The sequence below is a fragment of the Kitasatospora sp. NPDC001540 genome (assembly GCF_042894345.1).
Lineage (GTDB): Bacteria > Actinomycetota > Actinomycetes > Streptomycetales > Streptomycetaceae > Kitasatospora > Kitasatospora phosalacinea_C.
The window spans coordinates 194,861-211,561 of the sequence record NZ_JBIAVO010000007.1 but is presented as its reverse complement, the minus strand read 5'-3'; the positions used below and the strand labels follow the sequence as shown (position 1 = coordinate 211,561).

The 16,701-nt window shown below is 77.2% G+C and carries 16 protein-coding genes and 1 pseudogene; 7 read left to right on the top strand and 10 right to left on the bottom strand.

Annotated elements, in window-relative coordinates:
* The first annotated feature begins 140 nt into the window (after positions 1–140).
* Positions 141–1,943 carry a hypothetical protein gene (locus ACFY00_RS12320; protein WP_388030213.1) on the top strand — a complete coding sequence of 601 codons (1,803 nt, stop codon included), beginning with the start codon at positions 141–143 and terminating at the stop codon, positions 1,941–1,943.
* Positions 1,944–1,987: 44 nt separating this feature from the next.
* On the opposite strand, the gene ACFY00_RS12315 is transcribed toward ACFY00_RS12320, so the two are convergent.
* Positions 1,988–3,046: an aldo/keto reductase gene (locus ACFY00_RS12315; protein ID WP_388030211.1), complete on the bottom strand. Its 1,059-nt coding sequence runs from the start codon at positions 3,044–3,046 to the stop codon at positions 1,988–1,990.
* A gap of 107 nt (positions 3,047–3,153) precedes the next feature.
* Between ACFY00_RS12315 and ACFY00_RS12310 the strand changes: the two genes are divergently transcribed.
* Positions 3,154–3,558 (top strand): MerR family transcriptional regulator, encoded by a 405-nt coding sequence (locus tag ACFY00_RS12310; protein ID WP_388030210.1) that lies wholly within the window; start codon positions 3,154–3,156, stop codon positions 3,556–3,558.
* A gap of 28 nt (positions 3,559–3,586) precedes the next feature.
* Here ACFY00_RS12310 and ACFY00_RS12305 read toward each other — a convergent pair whose 3' ends face one another.
* The 6 genes from ACFY00_RS12305 to ACFY00_RS12280 form a co-directional block, all read right to left on the bottom strand.
* Positions 3,587–4,024, bottom strand: a complete 438-nt coding sequence (locus tag ACFY00_RS12305) for a hypothetical protein (RefSeq protein ID WP_388030208.1) — start codon at positions 4,022–4,024, stop codon at positions 3,587–3,589.
* 112 nt (positions 4,025–4,136) lie between these two features.
* On the bottom strand, positions 4,137–5,525 hold the full coding sequence (locus tag ACFY00_RS12300) for a uracil-xanthine permease family protein (RefSeq protein WP_388030205.1): 1,389 nt from the start codon (positions 5,523–5,525) through the stop codon (positions 4,137–4,139).
* A gap of 86 nt (positions 5,526–5,611) precedes the next feature.
* Positions 5,612–6,286: a ThuA domain-containing protein gene (locus tag ACFY00_RS12295; RefSeq protein ID WP_388030204.1), complete on the bottom strand. Its 675-nt coding sequence runs from the start codon at positions 6,284–6,286 to the stop codon at positions 5,612–5,614.
* A gap of 70 nt (positions 6,287–6,356) precedes the next feature.
* Complete coding sequence (locus tag ACFY00_RS12290) at positions 6,357–7,460, bottom strand: glycerate kinase (RefSeq protein WP_388030203.1); 1,104 nt, start codon at positions 7,458–7,460, stop codon at positions 6,357–6,359.
* A gap of 265 nt (positions 7,461–7,725) precedes the next feature.
* Positions 7,726–8,160, bottom strand: a complete 435-nt coding sequence (locus tag ACFY00_RS12285) for a hypothetical protein (protein WP_388030201.1) — start codon at positions 8,158–8,160, stop codon at positions 7,726–7,728.
* Positions 8,161–8,170: 10 nt separating this feature from the next.
* Positions 8,171–9,319, bottom strand: coding sequence for a molybdopterin-dependent oxidoreductase (locus tag ACFY00_RS12280; protein WP_388030242.1), 1,149 nt, complete (start codon positions 9,317–9,319; stop codon positions 8,171–8,173).
* 255 nt (positions 9,320–9,574) lie between these two features.
* Here ACFY00_RS12280 and ACFY00_RS12275 point away from each other — a divergent pair, with 255 nt between their 5' ends.
* The 3 genes from ACFY00_RS12275 to ACFY00_RS12265 are packed head-to-tail and all read left to right on the top strand — an operon-like array spanning position 9,575 to position 12,336.
* Positions 9,575–10,924 carry a glycosyltransferase 87 family protein gene (locus tag ACFY00_RS12275; RefSeq protein WP_388030200.1) on the top strand — a complete coding sequence of 450 codons (1,350 nt, stop codon included), beginning with the start codon at positions 9,575–9,577 and terminating at the stop codon, positions 10,922–10,924.
* A gap of 52 nt (positions 10,925–10,976) precedes the next feature.
* Entirely contained in the window at positions 10,977–11,705 is a 729-nt protein-coding gene (locus ACFY00_RS12270) for a molybdopterin-dependent oxidoreductase (RefSeq protein WP_388030198.1), read from the top strand.
* Positions 11,689–12,336: a cytochrome b/b6 domain-containing protein gene (locus ACFY00_RS12265; protein WP_388030197.1), complete on the top strand. Its 648-nt coding sequence runs from the start codon at positions 11,689–11,691 to the stop codon at positions 12,334–12,336. Before ACFY00_RS12270 ends, ACFY00_RS12265 begins: the two co-directional genes overlap by 17 nt.
* Positions 12,337–12,393: 57 nt before the next feature.
* Here the strand turns inward: ACFY00_RS12265 and ACFY00_RS12260 are convergent, their stop codons facing one another.
* The 3 genes and pseudogenes from ACFY00_RS12260 to ACFY00_RS12250 all read right to left on the bottom strand — a co-directional run.
* Entirely contained in the window at positions 12,394–13,104 is a 711-nt protein-coding gene (locus tag ACFY00_RS12260) for a methyltransferase domain-containing protein (protein ID WP_388030195.1), read from the bottom strand.
* Positions 13,101–13,556 carry a DUF2064 domain-containing protein gene (locus ACFY00_RS12255; RefSeq protein ID WP_388030239.1) on the bottom strand — a complete coding sequence of 152 codons (456 nt, stop codon included), beginning with the start codon at positions 13,554–13,556 and terminating at the stop codon, positions 13,101–13,103. The genes ACFY00_RS12260 and ACFY00_RS12255 overlap by 4 nt, the downstream gene beginning before the upstream one ends.
* A gap of 147 nt (positions 13,557–13,703) precedes the next feature.
* Positions 13,704–14,411 (bottom strand): annotated as a pseudogene (locus ACFY00_RS12250) (glycosyltransferase family 2 protein); the annotation flags it as partial.
* A gap of 181 nt (positions 14,412–14,592) precedes the next feature.
* Between ACFY00_RS12250 and ACFY00_RS12245 the strand changes: the two are divergent.
* Both ACFY00_RS12245 and ACFY00_RS12240 read left to right on the top strand, forming a co-directional pair.
* A complete protein-coding gene (locus ACFY00_RS12245) occupies positions 14,593–15,444 on the top strand; it encodes a response regulator transcription factor (RefSeq protein WP_388030193.1) in 852 nt (283 codons plus the stop codon).
* Positions 15,441–16,589, top strand: coding sequence for a sensor histidine kinase (locus ACFY00_RS12240; RefSeq protein ID WP_388030190.1), 1,149 nt, complete (start codon positions 15,441–15,443; stop codon positions 16,587–16,589). The genes ACFY00_RS12245 and ACFY00_RS12240 overlap by 4 nt, the downstream gene beginning before the upstream one ends.
* The last annotated feature ends 112 nt before the right edge of the window (positions 16,590–16,701 follow it).

Below are 16,701 nucleotides of genomic sequence, written 5' to 3'. Positions count from 1 at the left end.
CCCCCGCGTCGGGCTGACGGACCGTCATGGCACGCTCCTCGACAGGAGAACGCCGCCGTCCGTCCGGGGCTTGCCGGGCGGGTGCGGGGGGAAGGACACGGCCGGGGCCTGCGGGGGCGGGTCGGGAACGGGGGAGCGCGATGGCACGCACACGGGTCCGCGGAGTGCTGCGGGACGCCCTGCTGGGGTTGGCGGCGTGGTGGCTGTGGCTGCCGGTGCTGGCCTTCCTGGTGTGGGTGGTCAAGCACCTCGTGTTCGGCGGCTTCGGCCAGCAGGACCAGAGCTACCGGCTGCTGATCGAGCGCCAGTTCTTCCCGCACGGCGGTCCGCTGGACGCCGCGCCGCTGTTCTGGTTCCTGCTGGCGGTCGGCTTCGCGGGCAGCCTCGTCGCGGTCCGCTACGTCGTGGAGGGGTTCGGGGCGGGCCGCCGCAGCCGGCGGGCGCGGCTGGCGACGGCCGTCGTGGTGCTGGCCGTGCTCGGTTCGCTGGTGCGGGCGGGCACCGGCCTGTGGGACGACGACAAGGACGCCGGGCGGTTCTACGCCCGCTCCACCGTGCTGGACATCCCGGCGGGCGGCGCCGCCACCCCGCGTTCGGTGCTGCCCGTCACCGAGCACAGCCGTCCCGGGGACGGCGACCGCTGCGACCTGGTCGGCACCGCGGACGTCCCGGCCTGCGTGAAGACCGCCCCGATGCCGGACTTCGCCTTCGAGGCCCGCACCGCCTCCTACGCGGCCGCCACCAAGGCGCTCACCGACAGCGCGGGCCTCAGCTCAGGGGTCCACCTGCTCGGCCACAGCCTGCACTACCTGCCCGGCTCCGCGGACGGCGCCGGGGCGTGGACGGCGGTGCTGGACGGCTCCGGCGAGCAGCCGATGGAGGGCGTCGCGGTCTGGGACGGCAGCTCCAACTCGGTCGCCGGCTGCGGTTTCCGCGGCGACCACGCCTTCGACCGGGCGTTCGGCGGCACCGGCGCGGTCAGCCTGCGCAACCTGCTCGCCGAGCGCTTCCCCGACCTGGTCTACAGCGAGCAGGACGTCTGGGGCTACTGCGACGGCCCCGACGTCCGCACCGCCCGGCCCGTCGTCGTCATCTCGGTGGCCCGGCAGACCGCCTGGAAGCAGCGCACCGTCCTCGCCCCCGCGGGCGTCCTGGTGCTCAAGGGCTCCGCCGACGGCCGCCCCGACATCACCTACCGGCCCACCGCCGCCCCCGGCGAGCTGCCCGGCGCGGTCTACCCGGCCTCGGTGGTGCGCTCCCAGATCCACGAGGTGCAGTGGCTCGGGGGCCGCGGCGCCAAGGACGACCGCAACTTCGGCTACGAGCACACCTCGGCCGCCGCCAACGCCACCAACCCCGGCGAGTTCCTGCTCCGCTCCAAGGCCGACGGCCACCTGTACTACGTGACGCCGCTGGTGCCCCGGGAGAGCTCCTCCCAACTGGTGGTCGCCTTCGCCGTCCTGCAGGCCGACCGGGTCGGCGACGGCCTCAACGACCTGCACGTGTACGTCCGGGCCGACGACGCGCCGCCCGTCAACCTGGACGTGCTGACCAGCCGGATGGTCTCCTACATGGCCCAGCAGACCTCGATCACCATCAGCGCGGGCCCCGGCGGCGCGCTCCAGGAGATCATCCCGTTCGGGCACGACATGTGGCGCGGCTTCGTCGACTTCAACGGCCAGACCCAGGACTACATCGACCTCTCGGGGGACGCCACCGTCACCCCCAACCTGGTCTCCCTGCGCGGCCCGATCACCCCGCCGGGCGGCCAGCCGCAACCCGCGCCCACCGCGACGCCCGCGCCCGCGACGCCCGCCCCGCAGCCCACCGCCCCCGCGACCGGCTGCGGCGACGACCCGGCCCGGCTCTCCGACCGCCAACTGGCGGACTGCATCGCCGAGTTGTCCCGCACCCTGCAGGGCCGCCTCCCGGCCGGGGGCTGAGCGCCGGGGGCTGAGCGCCGGGCGCCGTCCCGCGCCGGTGCCGCTCAGGCCCCGTCGTCGGCGGCGGCCCGCTCGGCGGCCGGGCGGCGGCGGGCGGCCGGGGCCAGGTGCGGGGAGCGCCAGGCGCCGTCCGCCCGGTAGAGGTCGGTGCCGGGCGGGACGATCTCGTCGATCCGGTCCAGCACGGCGTCGTCCAGGGTCAGCGCCGCGCCCTTGAGCAGCCCGGTGAGCTGCTCGACCGTCCGGGGCCCGAGGATCACCGAGGTGACGGCCGGGTGGGCGAGCGGGAAGGCGACGGCGAGTTCGGGCAGCGTGCAGCCGACGGCCTCGGCCAGCTCGACGAACTGCTCGACCGCCTCCAGCTTGCGGACGTTCTCCGGCAGCGCCGGGTCGAAGCGGTGCGGGGTCAGCGCGGCCCGCCCGCTGCCCAGGTCGACCGCACCGCCCCGGCGGTAACGGCCGGTCAGGAAGCCCGAGGCCAGCGGCGCCCAGGTCAGCACGCCCATGCCGTGGCGGCGGGCCGCCGGCAGCACCGAGGACTCCACGCCGCGGGCCAGCAGCGAGTACGGCGGCTGCTCGGTGCGGAACCGGGGCAGCGCCCGGCGCTCGGCCGTCCAGTGCGCCTCGACGATCTCCTCGGCCGGGAAGGTCGAGCAGCCGAACGCCCGGATCTTGCCCTGCCGGACGAGGTCGTCCAGCACCGACAGGGTCTCCTCCACGTCGGTGCGGTGGTCGGGCCGGTGCACCTGGTAGAGGTCGATCCAGTCGGTGCGCAGCCGCCGCAGGCTGTCCTCCACCGCCCGCAGGATCCAGCGCCGCGAGTTGCCGCCCCGGTTGGGCCCCTCGCCCATCGGGAAGTGCACCTTGGTGGCCAGCACCACGTCGTCCCGCCGCCCCTGCAGGGCCCCGCCGACGATCTCCTCGGACTCGCCCGCCGAGTACATGTCGGCGGTGTCGACGAAGTTGATCCCGGCGTCCAGCGCGGTGTGCACGAGCCGCACGCCCTCGCGGTGGTCCGGGTTGCCCACCGCGCCGAGCATCATCGTGCCCAGGCAGTACGCGCTCACCTCGATGCCGGTACCGCCGAGAATCCGGTAACGCATGGTTCCTCCCCTTCCGTCCGCACCCGGTGGGGCGCGCCGCGGGCCACTCTAGGAGCTGGAGTCGGCTCTAGATCAACTCCTGCGCGGCCTCCTCCTATGCTGAACCGATGAGCACACCGAACGGACCGGCTGCCCCCGCGACCCTGAGCATCGGCCAGGTCGCCGCCCGCACCGGCCTGAGCGTGCACGCCCTGCGCTTCTACGAGCGCGAGGGCATCCTCGCCGACCCCGTCCGGCGCGAGGGCGGCGGACGGCGCCGCTACACCGAGGGCGACGTGGAGTGGCTCACCCTCTGCGTCGTGCTGCGCGGCTCCGGCATGCCCATCCCCGAGATCCGCCGCTACACCGAACTCGCCCGCACCGGCGCCGGCACCGAGCCCGCCCGGCTCGCCCTGCTGCGCGCCCACGAACAGCGCGTCCTCGACCAACTCGCCGAACTCCACCGCTCGTTGGACATCGTCCGGCACAAGGTCGCGGTGTACGAGGACTACCTCGACAGCCTGCCGGACTGAACCGGCCGCCCCCTCCACCCGCTCCCGGTCAGTACCAGGCGGAGCAGAGGCCGTCGTTCGGGCAGAACACCACGTACGTCGCGTTGTACCCGGCCCGGACGGTCAGACTGGCCGGGTCCGGACCGTAGTTGAGGTTCGACCCGGGATCCGGCGTGGCGGTGAAGGTCACCACGGTCCCCACCGGGAAGACGGCGTCGCACGTGCCGGACGTGTCGGGCTGCGGGGCCGCGTTCTCGTCGTACGGGTCCCACGCGCTCTGGTGGCAGTTGATGCCGGCCGGGTGGCTGACCACGGTGCCGCCGCCCCAGCCGTCGCTGGTCCAGGCCGTCACGTGACTCGTCGTCGTCGACGTCGTCGTCGAGGTCGCGGCCTGGGCGGAGACGGGGGCGGCGGTGCTGATCGCCGTGGCGGTGGCCAGCGCGGCGGCGGCCACCACGACGGAGCGCCAGACGGGTTGGATGTGCATGGAAACCGCCTCCTGGGGCTCGCCCTGCCCCATCACTCCCAGTCTCCGCCCCCGCGCCGGCCATTTGAACCCCCGCCGGGGGTAACTTCCCGTTACCCCCCGACCGCGCCCGTCAGCCGCGGTCGTCGTCGTAGGCGCTGGTGCCCTCGTCCAGCAGGGGGCCGTCCGCGGCCGGGTGCCTGAGGTGGGCGGGGGCCAGGGCGCGCAGGCCGTGGTAGCCGAGCAGGACGATCAGGGTGCCCAGGGCGATGCCGCCGAGTTCGAAGTTGTCGGTGAACTTCAGCGTGACGTTGCCGATGCCGACGATCACGCCCGCCGCGACCGGGACCAGGTGGAGCGGGTTGGTCAGGTCGACCCTGTTGTGGATCCAGATCTGCGCGCCCAGCAGGCCGATCATGCCGTAGAGCACGACGGTGATCCCGCCCAGCACCCCGCCCGGGATCGCCGCGACCACCGCACCGAACTTCGGGCACAGGCCGAACAGGATCGCGAAGGCGGCCGCGCACCAGTACGCCGCCGTCGAGTACACCCGGGTCGCCGCCATCACGCCGATGTTCTCCGCGTACGTGGTCGTCGCCGGACCGCCCACCGCCGTGGACAGCACGGTGGCCGCGCCGTCCGCCATGATCGCGGTGCCCATCCGGTCGTCCAGCGGGTCACCCGTCATCTCGGAGACCGCCTTCACGTGCCCGGCGTTCTCCGCGATCAGCGCCACCACCACCGGCAGCGCCACCAGGATCGCGGACGCCGAGAAGCTCGGCGCGTGCAGCGAGGGCAGGCCGATCCAGTCCGCCTTGCCGACGCCCGACAGGTCCAGGCGCCAGTGCTCCGTCGAGGCGCCGCCGCCCACCGGGGAGTCGATCCTCCCGAAGGCCCGGTCGAACAGCCACGAGACGGCGTACCCGAACACCAGCCCCAGGAAGATCGCGATCCGCGACCAGAACCCGCGCAGCACCACCAGCGCCAGCGCCGTGAACGCCATCACCAGCAGCGCCGTCCACTGGTCCTGCGGCCAGTACGTCCCCGCCGCGACCGGCGCCAGGTTGAAACCGATCAGCATCACCACCGCACCCGTCACCACCGGCGGCAGCACCGCGTGGATCACCCGCGCCCCGAACCCCTGCACCACCGCCCCGCACGCCGCCAGCACCGCACCCACCACCAGCAGCGCACCCGTCAGCGTCGCCGCGTCCCCGCCCTGGGCCCTGATCACCGCCGCCACGCCGACGAACGACAGGCTGGAGCCCAGGTACGACGGGATCCGCCCCTGCGTCACCAGCAGGAAGAACACCGTCGCCACGCCCGACACCATCACCGCGAGGTTCGGGTCCAGCCCCATCAGCACCGGTGCCACGAAGGTGGCCCCGAACATCGCCACCACGTGCTGCGCCCCGAGTCCGACCGTCCGCCCCCAGGACAGCCGCTCGTCCGGCCGCACCACCGCCCCGGGCCGCGGCGAGCGCCCGTCCCCGTGCAGCTTCCACCCGAACCCGACCTTCATCCCACTGCTCCCTCTGCGACCTGCCCGAACACGTGTCGCGCCATGATCCCCCACCGCCCGGGCGGCGCTCCGCCAGGGCGGGCGTGTCACCGGCCGGTTGGACCGGCGGTCCAGGCCAGGGCGCCGGACAGGTGACGGCGGAAGTCCGGGTCCCGGTAGGCGCGTTCCTCGTGGCCCAGGGCGGTGACGAAGCAGCGGCCCGCCGCCACCCGGTGGCACCACACCAGCGGGTGGTCGGCGCCCATCGAGCCGCCCCGGTAGCCGCGCTCGTCGACGCCCGCGAGGACCCGCACCGAGGCGCGCGGGTTGGCCGTGAAGTCGTACCACTCGTCGGTCCACTCCCACCGCTCCGGCAGGTGCGCGGTGGCGGGGTGGCGGCGGTCCTCCACCGTGACGGTCGCGGTCTGCACGTCGGGGTGTCCGGCGAAGCGGGCCCCGCCCAGCAGTTCGGCGTAGAAGGGCCAGTCGGGCTCGGTCACGGCGGCGGAGTGCAGGGCGAGGAACCCGCCGCCGGTGCGCACGTGCTGCTCCAGGGCCCGGCGCCCGGCGTCGTCCAGCACCTCGCCGCTGGTGGAGGCGAACACGACGGCCGCACAGCCGCCCCGGAGGGTGCGCCCCAGCGTGGCCGGGTCCTCGGTGTGCGTGACGGCGAGGCCCTGCGCGGCCCCCAGGGCGCGGAGGGCGGCGACGGCGCCCGGGATCGAGTCGTGGCGGTAGCCGGTGGTGCGGGTGAAGACCGCGACCAGGGGAGGGGTGGGCATGGGGCTCCCTATGAATGCGAGGCGGTCCGCCGGGCGACGCGTACGGGTGGGGGTTCGGGGTGGGCGGGCGTCAGGAACGTCGCGGGGTGCCGTGGCGTGCGGCCAGGACGGCCCCGGCCCGGTGCAGCCAGCGGGCCGGGTCCCGGCGGGCGGCGGCGGGGGAGCCGGCCAGGGCGGACAGGGTCAGGACGCCGGGGGCCTCCGACACGCCTGCCACCACGGCGGACGGCACCCCGGCCCGGTCCGCGATCCGGACGACCTCGCCGACTGCCTTGCCCTGCAGGCTGGTGGCGTCGAAGCTGCCCTCGCCGGTGACCACCAGGTCGGCCGCGGCCACCGCCGCGGGCAGGCCGAGCAGCCCGGCGACCGTCGCCGCGCCGGGTTCGATCGTCGCGCCCCAGGCGGCGGCGAGGCCGTAGCCGGTGCCGCCCGCCGCCCCCGTGCCCGGGGCGTCCGGGTCACCGCCCAGCAGGGTGGCCCACCGCGCCAACCGCCGCTCCAGCAGCGCCACTTCGCGCTCGCCCGCGCCCTTCTGCGGGCCGTAGACGGCCGCGGCGCCGCGGGCGCCGAGCAGCGGGTTGGTGACGTCGGTCAGCAGCACCACCCCGCCGGGCGGCGCCGGGCGCAGGGCGGACAGGTCGAGGGTGCGGGCCGCCGCCAGGGCGCGGTCGAGGTTCGCCGGGCTGTCGTCGAGCGCCCGCCCCGCGTCGTCGCGCAGGCGGGCGCCGAGCGCGGCCAGCAGGCCGTGGCCGCCGTCGGTCGACGCGGAGCCGCCGAGGCCGACCAGCAGCCGCCGGGCACCCGCGTCCAGGGCCGCCGCGATGCTCTCGCCGGTGCCCCGGGTGGTGGCCGTCAGCGGGCGCAACTCCCCTTCCAGCAGCGGGAGTCCGCTGGCCGTCGCGAGTTCCGCCACCGCGGTGCCGTCCGGCAGCAGGGCGAACCGCCCGGTCACCGGGCGCCCGTCCGGCCCGCTCACGCCCGGTACGTCGAACAGCCGGGCGCCCTCGCTCGCCGAGACGACCGCCGCGAGCGTGCCCTCGCCGCCGTCCGCCATCGGCAGGCACCGCACCTCGTCCGCCGCGCGCACCGACCGCCAGCCCGCGGCCAGCGCCTCGGCCGCGTCCGCCGCCTCGATCGTCCCCTTGAACGAATCGGGGGCCACCACTACCCGCATCCACCCGTCTCCCTCCTGCTCGCTCCCACCATGCCAGCGCCGTCCCCCGCCCGGAGCCCCGCCCCACCCGCTCCGCCCGGAGCTGCACGGGGCCGCTGAGCGGGTGAGGGCGGGGTTGCGCAGCCCGGGGGCGTGCAACGGCGGGACGGAGACCGGTCGGACGATCGGTTCGGTGCGGGAGTGGGTGCTGCCGCAGCAGCGGCGGCGGTCGGTGGCGGAGTTACGGGGGGCTCGACCTGTCGGCGGGGGAGGTGCGACCAAGCGGTCAGCGGTCCGCCCGGCCCGCCCGGTCCGCTCGGTCCGCTCGGCCCGTCCGGCGCGCCCTCCGGACGCTCCGCCGGGCCGCGGCGGTGAGCGCCGCCGCGACGGCGCTCACCGCCAGGAACAGCAACCAGTTGCGCAGGTAGGGCAGCGGCAGCAGGGTCGGGTTGCCGTGGTCGTCCCCCGTCCGCAGCACCGCCGGGACGGCCACCGCGCTCACGGCCGCCGCCACCACCAGCCAGCCGCGCAGCACCGGCCGCCCCGTCGCGGCCGCGCCGAGCGCGCACACCAGCGGCAGCCACAGCCCGTCGTGCACCGCCACCAGGGCGGCCGCCCACAGCAGCACGCCGAGCGGGCCGGTCACGTACGGATCGGTCAGCAGGCCCACCAGGCCGCAGGCGAGCAGGGCGAGACCGCCGAGCAGCAGGGCGGTGCGCACGGCCCGCACCTCAGGCCACCTCGATCCGGGCGACCCACTTGGTCTGCAGCACCCCGGGCCGGTTCGGCGCCACGATCCGGGCCGGGAAGCCGTGGTCGGGCGTCAGCGGGCGGCCGTCGAGCGCGAGGGCGAGCAGGGTGAGCGGATCGTCGGCGTACGCGGCGGGCATCTCGGTGACCCGGTACGGGCCGTCGGCCTCCAGGGAGGTGATCCGGAGCGTCGAACCGGCCGGGATCCCGGCCCGGCGCAGCAGGTCGGCCAGCCGCACGCCCGTCCAGCGGGCGTCCGCGCTCCAGCCCTCGACGCAGGCGATCGGCAGGTCGGCGGTGGTCTGCGGGAGGGCCCGCAGGTCGGCGAGGCCGATCCGGTAGCCGGCCGGGCCGTCGACGGCCAGCCGCCAGTCGGCGGGGACGGCGGTGGTCCCGGCCTGCGCGGCGGTGCGGTTGACCGGGAGCCCGCCGCCGGGGCGGCGCGGGGCGAACAGGTCGAGGCCGCGCAGCCAGGGCACGGACTGGCCCGCGGTGGTGAGGGTGACCGCGCCGACGGCGGCGGCCGTCGCGGTGAGCACCGCCCGCCGCGCGGGCAGCGGGACCGGCAGCGGGACAGGCAGCGGGGCGGATCGCGCGCGGCGCCAGTGCGCCGCGATCACCGGCGCCTTGACGGCGAGGTGGACCAGCAGCGCGCCGACGGCCGTCCAGGCGGTCCAGTAGTGGGTCTGCCGGAACGGGAACGGCCACGGGTACCACTGCAGGGTGTTCAGCAGCCCGCTGAACAGCTCCAGCAGCACCGCCGCGACCAGCAGCGCGATCGACAGCCGCTCCAGCAGGTGCAGCACGCCGCGCGCGGGCGGCCACTCGAACAGCCGCGGGTACACCGTCCACAGCTTCGCGCCCGCCAGCGGAATCGCGGCCAGGCCCGCCACCACGTGCAGGCCCTGGGTGACCCGGTAGCCGTCCACCGGACGGGACGGCAGCCGGTGCACCAGCCACCCGGGCGGGTCCTGCAGCAGGTGGCTGACCAGGCCGGTGGCGAAGCACAGCAGCAGCGCCGCGCTCAGCCACCGGCCCAGCACCACCGCGGTGCGCGGCTCGTGCGCGGGGGAGCGGAACGCGCCCGGACGCAGCGGGCCGCGCCGCAGCGCGGCGGGCGGGGCGGGCAGCGGCGGGTCGAAGCGCCGCCGGGCGGGGGAGGAGTCGGGGTCCACGGCACCATCGAAGCGCGCCCGGCGCCCGCGGCGGCGCTGCGACGTGCTTACGGAATCCGAACGGCGCCGTGCCGGAGCCGCCCGTGCGGAATCCGAACGGCGCCGGACCGGAACTGCCCGCGGGCGCCGGGCCGGACGCAGTGCTTACGGAACCCGGACGGCCCGGCCCGCCACCGCCGCGCGGGCGCCCCGCGGTGCGAGGGTGGGCCGGTGACCGCACGCCCCGTCCTGTCCTGCGCCCTCGCCGTCACCGCCCTGGCCGGCTGCCTCGCGCTGACCCTCACCACCGGCGGCACCCTCGGCAACCGCCCGCCGCTGTACGGCTGGTACGCCGCCGACGCCGTCCTGTTCGCGCTCTCCCTGCTCGCGCTGCGCCGGGTGCCGCAGCGGCAGGTGGCGCGGCTGGTGCTGGCCGGGGGCGTGCTGGTGGCCGCGGTCGGGCTGCTGGCCCCGCCCCGGACCAGCGACGACGCCTACCGCTACGGCTGGGACGGGAAGGTGCAGGCGGCGGGCGGCTCCCCGTACGCGCGCACCCCCGAGGACCCGGCGCTGGCCCGGCTGCGCGACCCGGGCCGGTTCCCGGTCGGCGACGGCTGCGCGGAGTGGGACGAGCGGCGCACCGCCGACGGGGCCTGCACCCGGATCAACCGGCCCGCCGTGCACACGATCTACCCGCCGCTGGCGGAGGCCTGGTTCCTCGCCCAGCGCCCGTTCGGCGACGGCGTGCGGGTCGCCCAGGCGGCCGGGGCGGTGCTGGCGGTGGCGACCACCGGCGGGCTGCTCGCGGTGACGGGCGGACGGCGGCGGGCCGCGCTGTGGGCCTGGTGCCCGGGCGTCGCGGTGTGGGCGGTCAACGACGCGCACGTCGACGCCCTGGGCGCCCTGCTGACGGTGCTCGGCCTGGGCTGGGCGGCCCGCGGCCGCCCGGCGGCGGGCGGGGCCGCGCTGGGCGCGGCGACGGCGGTGAAGCTGCTGCCCGCGCTGGCCCTGCCGGGCGCGCTGTCGGGGGTGCTGTCCCGCCGCCCGCGCCGCGCCGACCTGGTGGTGCCCGCCACCGCCGCCGGGGTGTTCGTCCTGTCCTACCTGCCGTACCTGGCGGCGTCCGGGACCGGTGTACTGGGCTACCTGCCCGGCTACCTGCGCGAGGAGGGCTACCAGCAGGGGCACCTGGAGCGGTTCGGGCTGCTGCGCCTGGTGCTGCCCGACCGGTTCGCGCCGTGGGCCGGGGCCGCGGTGCTCGCCGCCCTGGCGTGGCGGGTGCTGCGGCACGGCGACTCGGCGCGGCCCTGGCGGGGCGCGCTGACGGTGACCGGCGGGGCGCTGCTGCTGGCGGCCCCCGCCTACCCCTGGTACGGGCTGCTGGTGGTGGCGCTGGCGGCGCTGGACGGCCGCTGGGAGTGGCTGGCGGTGCCCGCCGCCGGGCAGCTGCTGTACCTGGCGGGCGGCGGCCGGGTGCAGCAACTCGCTTACGGTGCGGCCCTGTTGGTGATCGCGGCGGGGTCCGTCCGGCGGGCCGGGCGGTGGCCGCGGCCGGTCGGCGCACAGATGACGGAAGTCTGACGGCGCGCCCGCGCCCCTGGGCAACGCCGCCCCCACCTGGTCCAATCACCCCGTGGACGACGACAAGGACGACGGCAACGAGGAAGCGACCCGCGGCGCCCCGGTGGGCCGCCGGGTGGTGCTGGGGCTGCTCGGCCTCGGCGCCGCCGGGGTCGCGGCCGGCCCGTGGCTGCAGCGGGCCCAGGACGCGGTGGTGCGCAACGACCCGACCGGGCTGACCCAGGCGCTGCCCGGCGGGGGCGGGTTCCGGTACTACTCGGTGACCGCCTCGGTGCCCGAACGCGGTGAGGCCGACTACACCCTCACCGTCGACGGCCTGGTGGAGCGGCCCGCCACCCTGCGGCTGGCCGACCTGCGGGCCCTGCCGCAGCGCCGCCTCGTCCACGACGTGCAGTGCGTCACCGGCTGGCGGGTGCCCGCCACCCCCTTCGAGGGCGTCCCGCTGTCCGCGCTGCTGGACGCCGCCGGGGTCCGGCCGCAGGGGCGGGCGGTGCGCTTCGGCTGCTTCGACGGCGCCTACACCGAGAGCCTGACGCTGGAACAGGCCCGCCGCGACGACGTCCTGGTGGCGCTGCGGATGCAGGACGCCCCGATCGGGCACGCCCACGGCGGCCCGGTGCGCCTGTACGTCGCCCCGATGTACTTCTACAAGTCCGCCAAGTGGCTCTCCACGATCACCGTCACCGACACCGTCCGCCCCGGCTACTGGGAACGGCTCGGCTACGACGTGGACGCCTGGGTCGGCCGGTCGAACGGACGTGACGATGAACCCACCGCCTGACCGCCGCCCGCGCTTCACCCCCGCCCAGCGCCGGGCCCACCGCGCCACCGCCGCGCTGATGCTCACCTGCCTGGCCACCGCGGCCTGCCTCTACCTGCCGCCGCTGGCCCAACTCGTCGGCCGCCGACGCCTGGTGGCCACCGTGCACGAGTGGAGCGGCCTGCTGCTGCCCGTCCCGCTGCTGCTCGCCCTGGCGACCCGGGCGATGCGCCGCGACGCCGCCCGCCTCGGCCGGTTCACCACCGCCGACCGCACCTGGCTGCGCACCGTGCGCCGCCGCCGGGCCGGGCCGCGCCCGGCCGGGAAGTTCAACGCCGGGCAGAAGCTGTACGCGCAGTGGACGCTCGGCACGATGCTGGTGATGCTCGGCACGGGCCTGCTGATGTGGTGCACCGGCCTGGCGCCCGCGGTGTGGCGCACCGGCGCGACCTTCGTGCACGACTGGTTCGCGTTCGCCGTCGCCGCGGTGGTGCTCGGCCACCTGCGGATGGCGTACCTGGACCCGGAGGCCCGGCGCGGCATGCGCACCGGCACCGTCGACCGCGCCTGGGCCGAGCGCGAGCACCCGCAGTGGGCGGAGCGGGACCGGCCCGCCGTCCGGGACGGGGCCGACCTGACGCCGGGGAGGTGACCGGCCCGCCGCCGGGAAGCGGCCCGACCCGCCGTCAGGGGCGGGGCCGGCCCGCCGTCAGGGACGCTCCAGTGCCAGGAACGAGCGGCCGTGCGAGACCCAGCGCTCGGCCTGCTCCAGGCCGGCGGCCCGGGCGTGCCGCAGCGTCGCGGCGGGCCCGCAGCGGGCCCAGCGGAACGGCGGCCCGGCGCCGTCCGGGCCCTCCACCCGGACGTCCGCCACCTCGTCCACCTCCTGCGCCGCGGTCTCCACCAGCAGCAGGCCGCCCGGGGCCAGCAGGGCGCCCGCCCGGGCCAGCAGGGCGGCCGGGGCGCCGCCGATGCCGAGGTTGCCGTCGGCCAGCAGCACCCCGCCCCAGCGGCCCTCGGCGGGCAGCCGGTCGAACACCGAGCGGCGCAGCGCGAGACCGCCCAGGTGGGCGGTGTGCTCCACCGACGCCGCGCAGACGTCCACCCCGAGCGCGGGCACGCCCGCCCCCAGCAGCGCCGCCACCAGCCGCCCGGGGCCGCACCCCAGGTCCAGCACCGGCGCGGACAGGCCCAGGCAGCGCAGCACCAGCCCGTGGTCCGCCCCGGCGGCGGGCGCGCACCAGCGCTCCACCTCCAGCACCAGCCGCGAACCGTCCGGCCGCCGCAGCCACAGCGGCCCCCGCCCGGCCCGCACCGCCCGCCCGAACGGGTCGTCCACCCAGGGCTCGGCGGCCCGGGATTCGGTGGCCCGGGGCGCGGCGGTCCGGGGCTCCGAGGGCTCCGTGCGGAGGGCGTTCACTCGGCCGCGGGCTGCGCGGCGCGCAGCCGTCCGTGCCGGGCGGCGAAGAGCGTGCCGGGCGCCAGCGCCGCGACCCGGGCGGCGTCGTCCGGCCCGTCCACGTCCAGCAGCGTCGGCAGCTCGCGGACCGCCAGGCCGTGCGCGGCCAGCCGCTCCCGGACGCGGCGGCCGGTCTCGGCGGTCGACATCGGTACGTCGTGCAGCAGCCGGGCGGCCAGGTCCCCGTCCGGGCGGGCCAGGCCGAGGGCCCAGAAACCGCCGTCCTCGGCCGGGCCGAACCAGGCGTCGGCGCCCGGGCGCTCGGCCGCGGACAGCGGCGCGGCGAGGGCCGCCGGGTCCAGCTGCGGGGTGTCCGAGCCGACCAGCAGCGCCGGGGCGTGCGGGGCGAGCCGGGCGGCGTGGGCGAAGGCGGCGGCGATCCGGCGGTCCAGACCGCCCCCGCACTGCGGCACCACCTCCCAGCCCGGCGGCAGCCAGCGGCCCGGGACGCCGTCCAGCACCAGCAGGCGCCGACCGGCCGGGACGCGGGCCAGTGCGGCCAGGGTGTCGGCCAGGGCGGCCTCGGCCAGGTCGGCGGCCTGCTCGGGGGTGAACGCCGGGGTCAGCCGGGTCTTCGAGCGGCCCGGCGCCGGGGCCTTGGTGAGCAGCAGCAGGGTCGGCGGCGGGGCCGCGAGCACCGCGCGCATGTCGCGCACCGCCTGCCGGGTGCCGCGCACCGTCCCGGTCACCTTCGAGCGGCCCGCCCGCGGCCGGTAGTCGACCGGCACCTCGGCGATCCGCATCCCCACCGCCGACGCCGAGAGCACCGCCTCCAGCGGGTAGCCCGAGCGCCGGTCGCCCAGTCCGAGGGCCAGCAGCCGCTCCCGGCGCGCCGCCCGCATCGGCCCCAGGTCGTGCAGGTCGGCGCCGGTCACCGCGCGCAGCCGCCGGGCCAGCAGCAGGTTCGCCAGCCGGGCGTGCGGCGGCCACGCCCCGAACGAGGTCGGCCGCCGCCGCCCCAGCACCAGGTCGGCCGTCCCCGCCGCCACCGGACCGACCACCCGCGGCAGCTGCGCCGGGTCCAGCGACCCGTCGCAGTCCAGGAAGCACACGAACTCGGCGTCGGCCGCCAGCAGTCCGGCGTGGCAGGCCGCGCCGAACCCGCGGCGCGGCTCCGCCACCACCGTCGCGCCCAGGTCGGCCGCGATCCGCGCCGAACCGTCCCGCGAACCGTTGTCGACCACGATCGGCCGCCAGCCGGCCGGCACCCGGCCCAGCACCCAGGGCAGCGCCCGCGCCTCGTCCAGGCAGGGCAGCACCACGTCCACCGAGGACGGGAGAAGAGGAGGAGTCACGACCGCCACGCTAACCACGCCCGCCCCCGCCGCGGCCGAGCCGCGCCCTTACGGAAGTCGTACGGCACGCCCGCCCGGGCGGCGAACCTTACGGAACCCGAACGCGGGCCCGGACCGGGACCGCCGACGCCCCCGCGCTCGTATCCTCGGGCGGGTGAACCCCAGCCCCGCCCCCGCCGAGCCACCGGAACCCGCGCGCATCCTGGTCGTCGACGACGACCCGACCGTCGGCGAGGTCGTGGCCGGCTACCTCACCCGGGCCGGCCACCTGGTCGAGCGCGCCGAGGACGGGCCGCGCGGACTCGACCTGGCCGAACGCCACCGCCCCGACCTGCTCGTCCTCGACCTGATGCTGCCCGGCCTCGACGGCCTCGAAGTGCTGCGCCGCCTGCGCGCCCGCCCCGACCGCGCCGACCTGCCGGTGGTGCTGCTCACCGCCAAGGGCGACGAGGCCGACCGCGTCCTCGGCCTCGAACTCGGCGCGGACGACTACGTCACCAAGCCGTTCAGCCCGCGCGAACTCGTGCTGCGCGTCCAGTCGATCCTGCGCCGCGCCCGCAGCGCCGCCTCGGCCGCCGCCTCCGCCGCCCCGGCGCGGCCGCTGCGCTCCGGCGACCTGGCGCTCGACCCGCGGGCCCGCCGCGCCCACCGGGCCGGTCGCGAACTCCAGCTCACCAGCCGGGAGTTCGACCTGCTCGCGTTCCTGCTCCGGCACCCCGGGACGGTGTTCTCCCGGCAGGAGCTGATGCAGCGGGTGTGGGGCTGGGACTTCGGCGACCTGTCGACCGTCACCGTCCACGTCCGCCGCCTGCGCGAGAAGATCGAGGACGATCCCGGCGCGCCCGAACTGATCAGCACCGTCTGGGGCGTCGGCTACCGCTACGACCCGGCGGGCCCTGCGCAGGCCGACCCGACCGACCCGACCGACCCGGCAGGCCCGGCGTCGGCCGACCCGGCGACGGACGGTACGGCGCCGGGCGGCGCGGGACGGGACGGTGCGGCGTGAAGGACCTGCTGCTGATCGCGCTGTTCGCCGCGCTCGGCGCCGCCGCCGCCGGACTGCTCGGCCTGGCCGCGCTGCGGCTGCTGCGCCGCCGCTCGCTGGCGCTCACCCTGTTCGCCGTCGCCGTGGTCAGCGTCCTCGCCGTCACCTCCGGGACGTTCGCGGTGGCCCGGGCGATGTTCCTCTCCCCCCACGACCTCGGCGTGGTCGTCACCGTCCTGGCGATGGCCTCGGTGGTCGCGCTGCTCACCGCCGCGCTGCTGGGCCGCCAGGTCACCGCGGGCGGCCGGGCCCTGGCGGTGGCCGCCCGCACCGTCGGCGGCGACACCGGGTTCACCCCGCCCGACCGGCCGCTCGGCCGGGAACTCGCCGCCGTCAGCGCCGAACTCGCCGCCACCAGCGCCCGGTTGGCCGAGTCCCGGGACCGCGAACGGGCACTGGACGCCTCCCGGCGCGAACTCATCGCCTGGATCTCGCACGACCTGCGCACCCCGCTGGCCGGACTGCGCGCGATGGCCGAGGCGCTGGAGGACGGTGTCGCCGAGCAGCCCGAGCGCTACCTCGCCCGGATCCGCACCGAGGTGGAACGGCTCACCGGCATGGTCGACGACCTGTTCGAACTCTCCCGGATCCAGGCCGGTGCGCTCTCGCTCAGCCTCTCCCGGGTCTCCCTGCACGACCTGGTCGACGACGCGCTCGCCGGGGCCCACCCACTGGCGCGGCAGCGCGGCGTACGCCTGGAGGGCCGCCGGATCGAACCCGCGCCGGTCGAGGCCGACCCCCGGGAGATCACCCGGGTGATCGGCAACCTGCTGGTCAACGCGATCCGCGCCACCCCGCCGGACGGCGTGGTCGCCGTCTCCACCCACCGGGAGGACGGCGCCGTCGTGCTCGCCGTCACCGACGGCTGCGGCGGCATCCCGGAACCCGACCTCCCCCGGGTCTTCGAGACCGGCTGGCGCGGCACCCCCGCCCGCACCCCCCGCCCGACCGCCCCCGGAACCCCCGCCACGGCCGACAGCGGCGCCGGCCTCGGCCTCGCCATCGTCCGCGGCATCGTGGAGGCCCACGCCGGACGGGCCCGGGTCCGCAACGTCGACGGCGGCTGCTGCTTCGAGATCACCCTCCCGACGGCCCGCCGGGCCTGACGACACGGAGCGCCGAGCAGCGGGGCCGAGGAGGGCGGAACCGACCGGGGCCACCGCCCGGCCTCCCCGGCACCCGTCGCCCGGCCCGGCCGGTGTGCCGGTCCGGTGCCGT

What these genes read in the sequence shown, in the direction of transcription:
- ACFY00_RS12265 (WP_388030197.1), top strand. Translation starts at nt 11,689, where the DNA reads ATGAACCCACCGCCTGACCGCCGCCCGCGCTTCACCCCCGCCCAGCGC.
- ACFY00_RS12315 (WP_388030211.1), bottom strand. Translation starts at nt 3,046, where the DNA reads ATGCGTTACCGGATTCTCGGCGGTACCGGCATCGAGGTGAGCGCGTAC.
- ACFY00_RS12305 (WP_388030208.1), bottom strand. Translation starts at nt 4,024, where the DNA reads ATGCACATCCAACCCGTCTGGCGCTCCGTCGTGGTGGCCGCCGCCGCG.
- ACFY00_RS12320 (WP_388030213.1), top strand. Translation starts at nt 141, where the DNA reads ATGGCACGCACACGGGTCCGCGGAGTGCTGCGGGACGCCCTGCTGGGG.
- ACFY00_RS12310 (WP_388030210.1), top strand. Translation starts at nt 3,154, where the DNA reads ATGAGCACACCGAACGGACCGGCTGCCCCCGCGACCCTGAGCATCGGC.
- ACFY00_RS12290 (WP_388030203.1), bottom strand. Translation starts at nt 7,460, where the DNA reads ATGCGGGTAGTGGTGGCCCCCGATTCGTTCAAGGGGACGATCGAGGCG.
- ACFY00_RS12300 (WP_388030205.1), bottom strand. Translation starts at nt 5,525, where the DNA reads ATGAAGGTCGGGTTCGGGTGGAAGCTGCACGGGGACGGGCGCTCGCCG.
- ACFY00_RS12295 (WP_388030204.1), bottom strand. Translation starts at nt 6,286, where the DNA reads ATGCCCACCCCTCCCCTGGTCGCGGTCTTCACCCGCACCACCGGCTAC.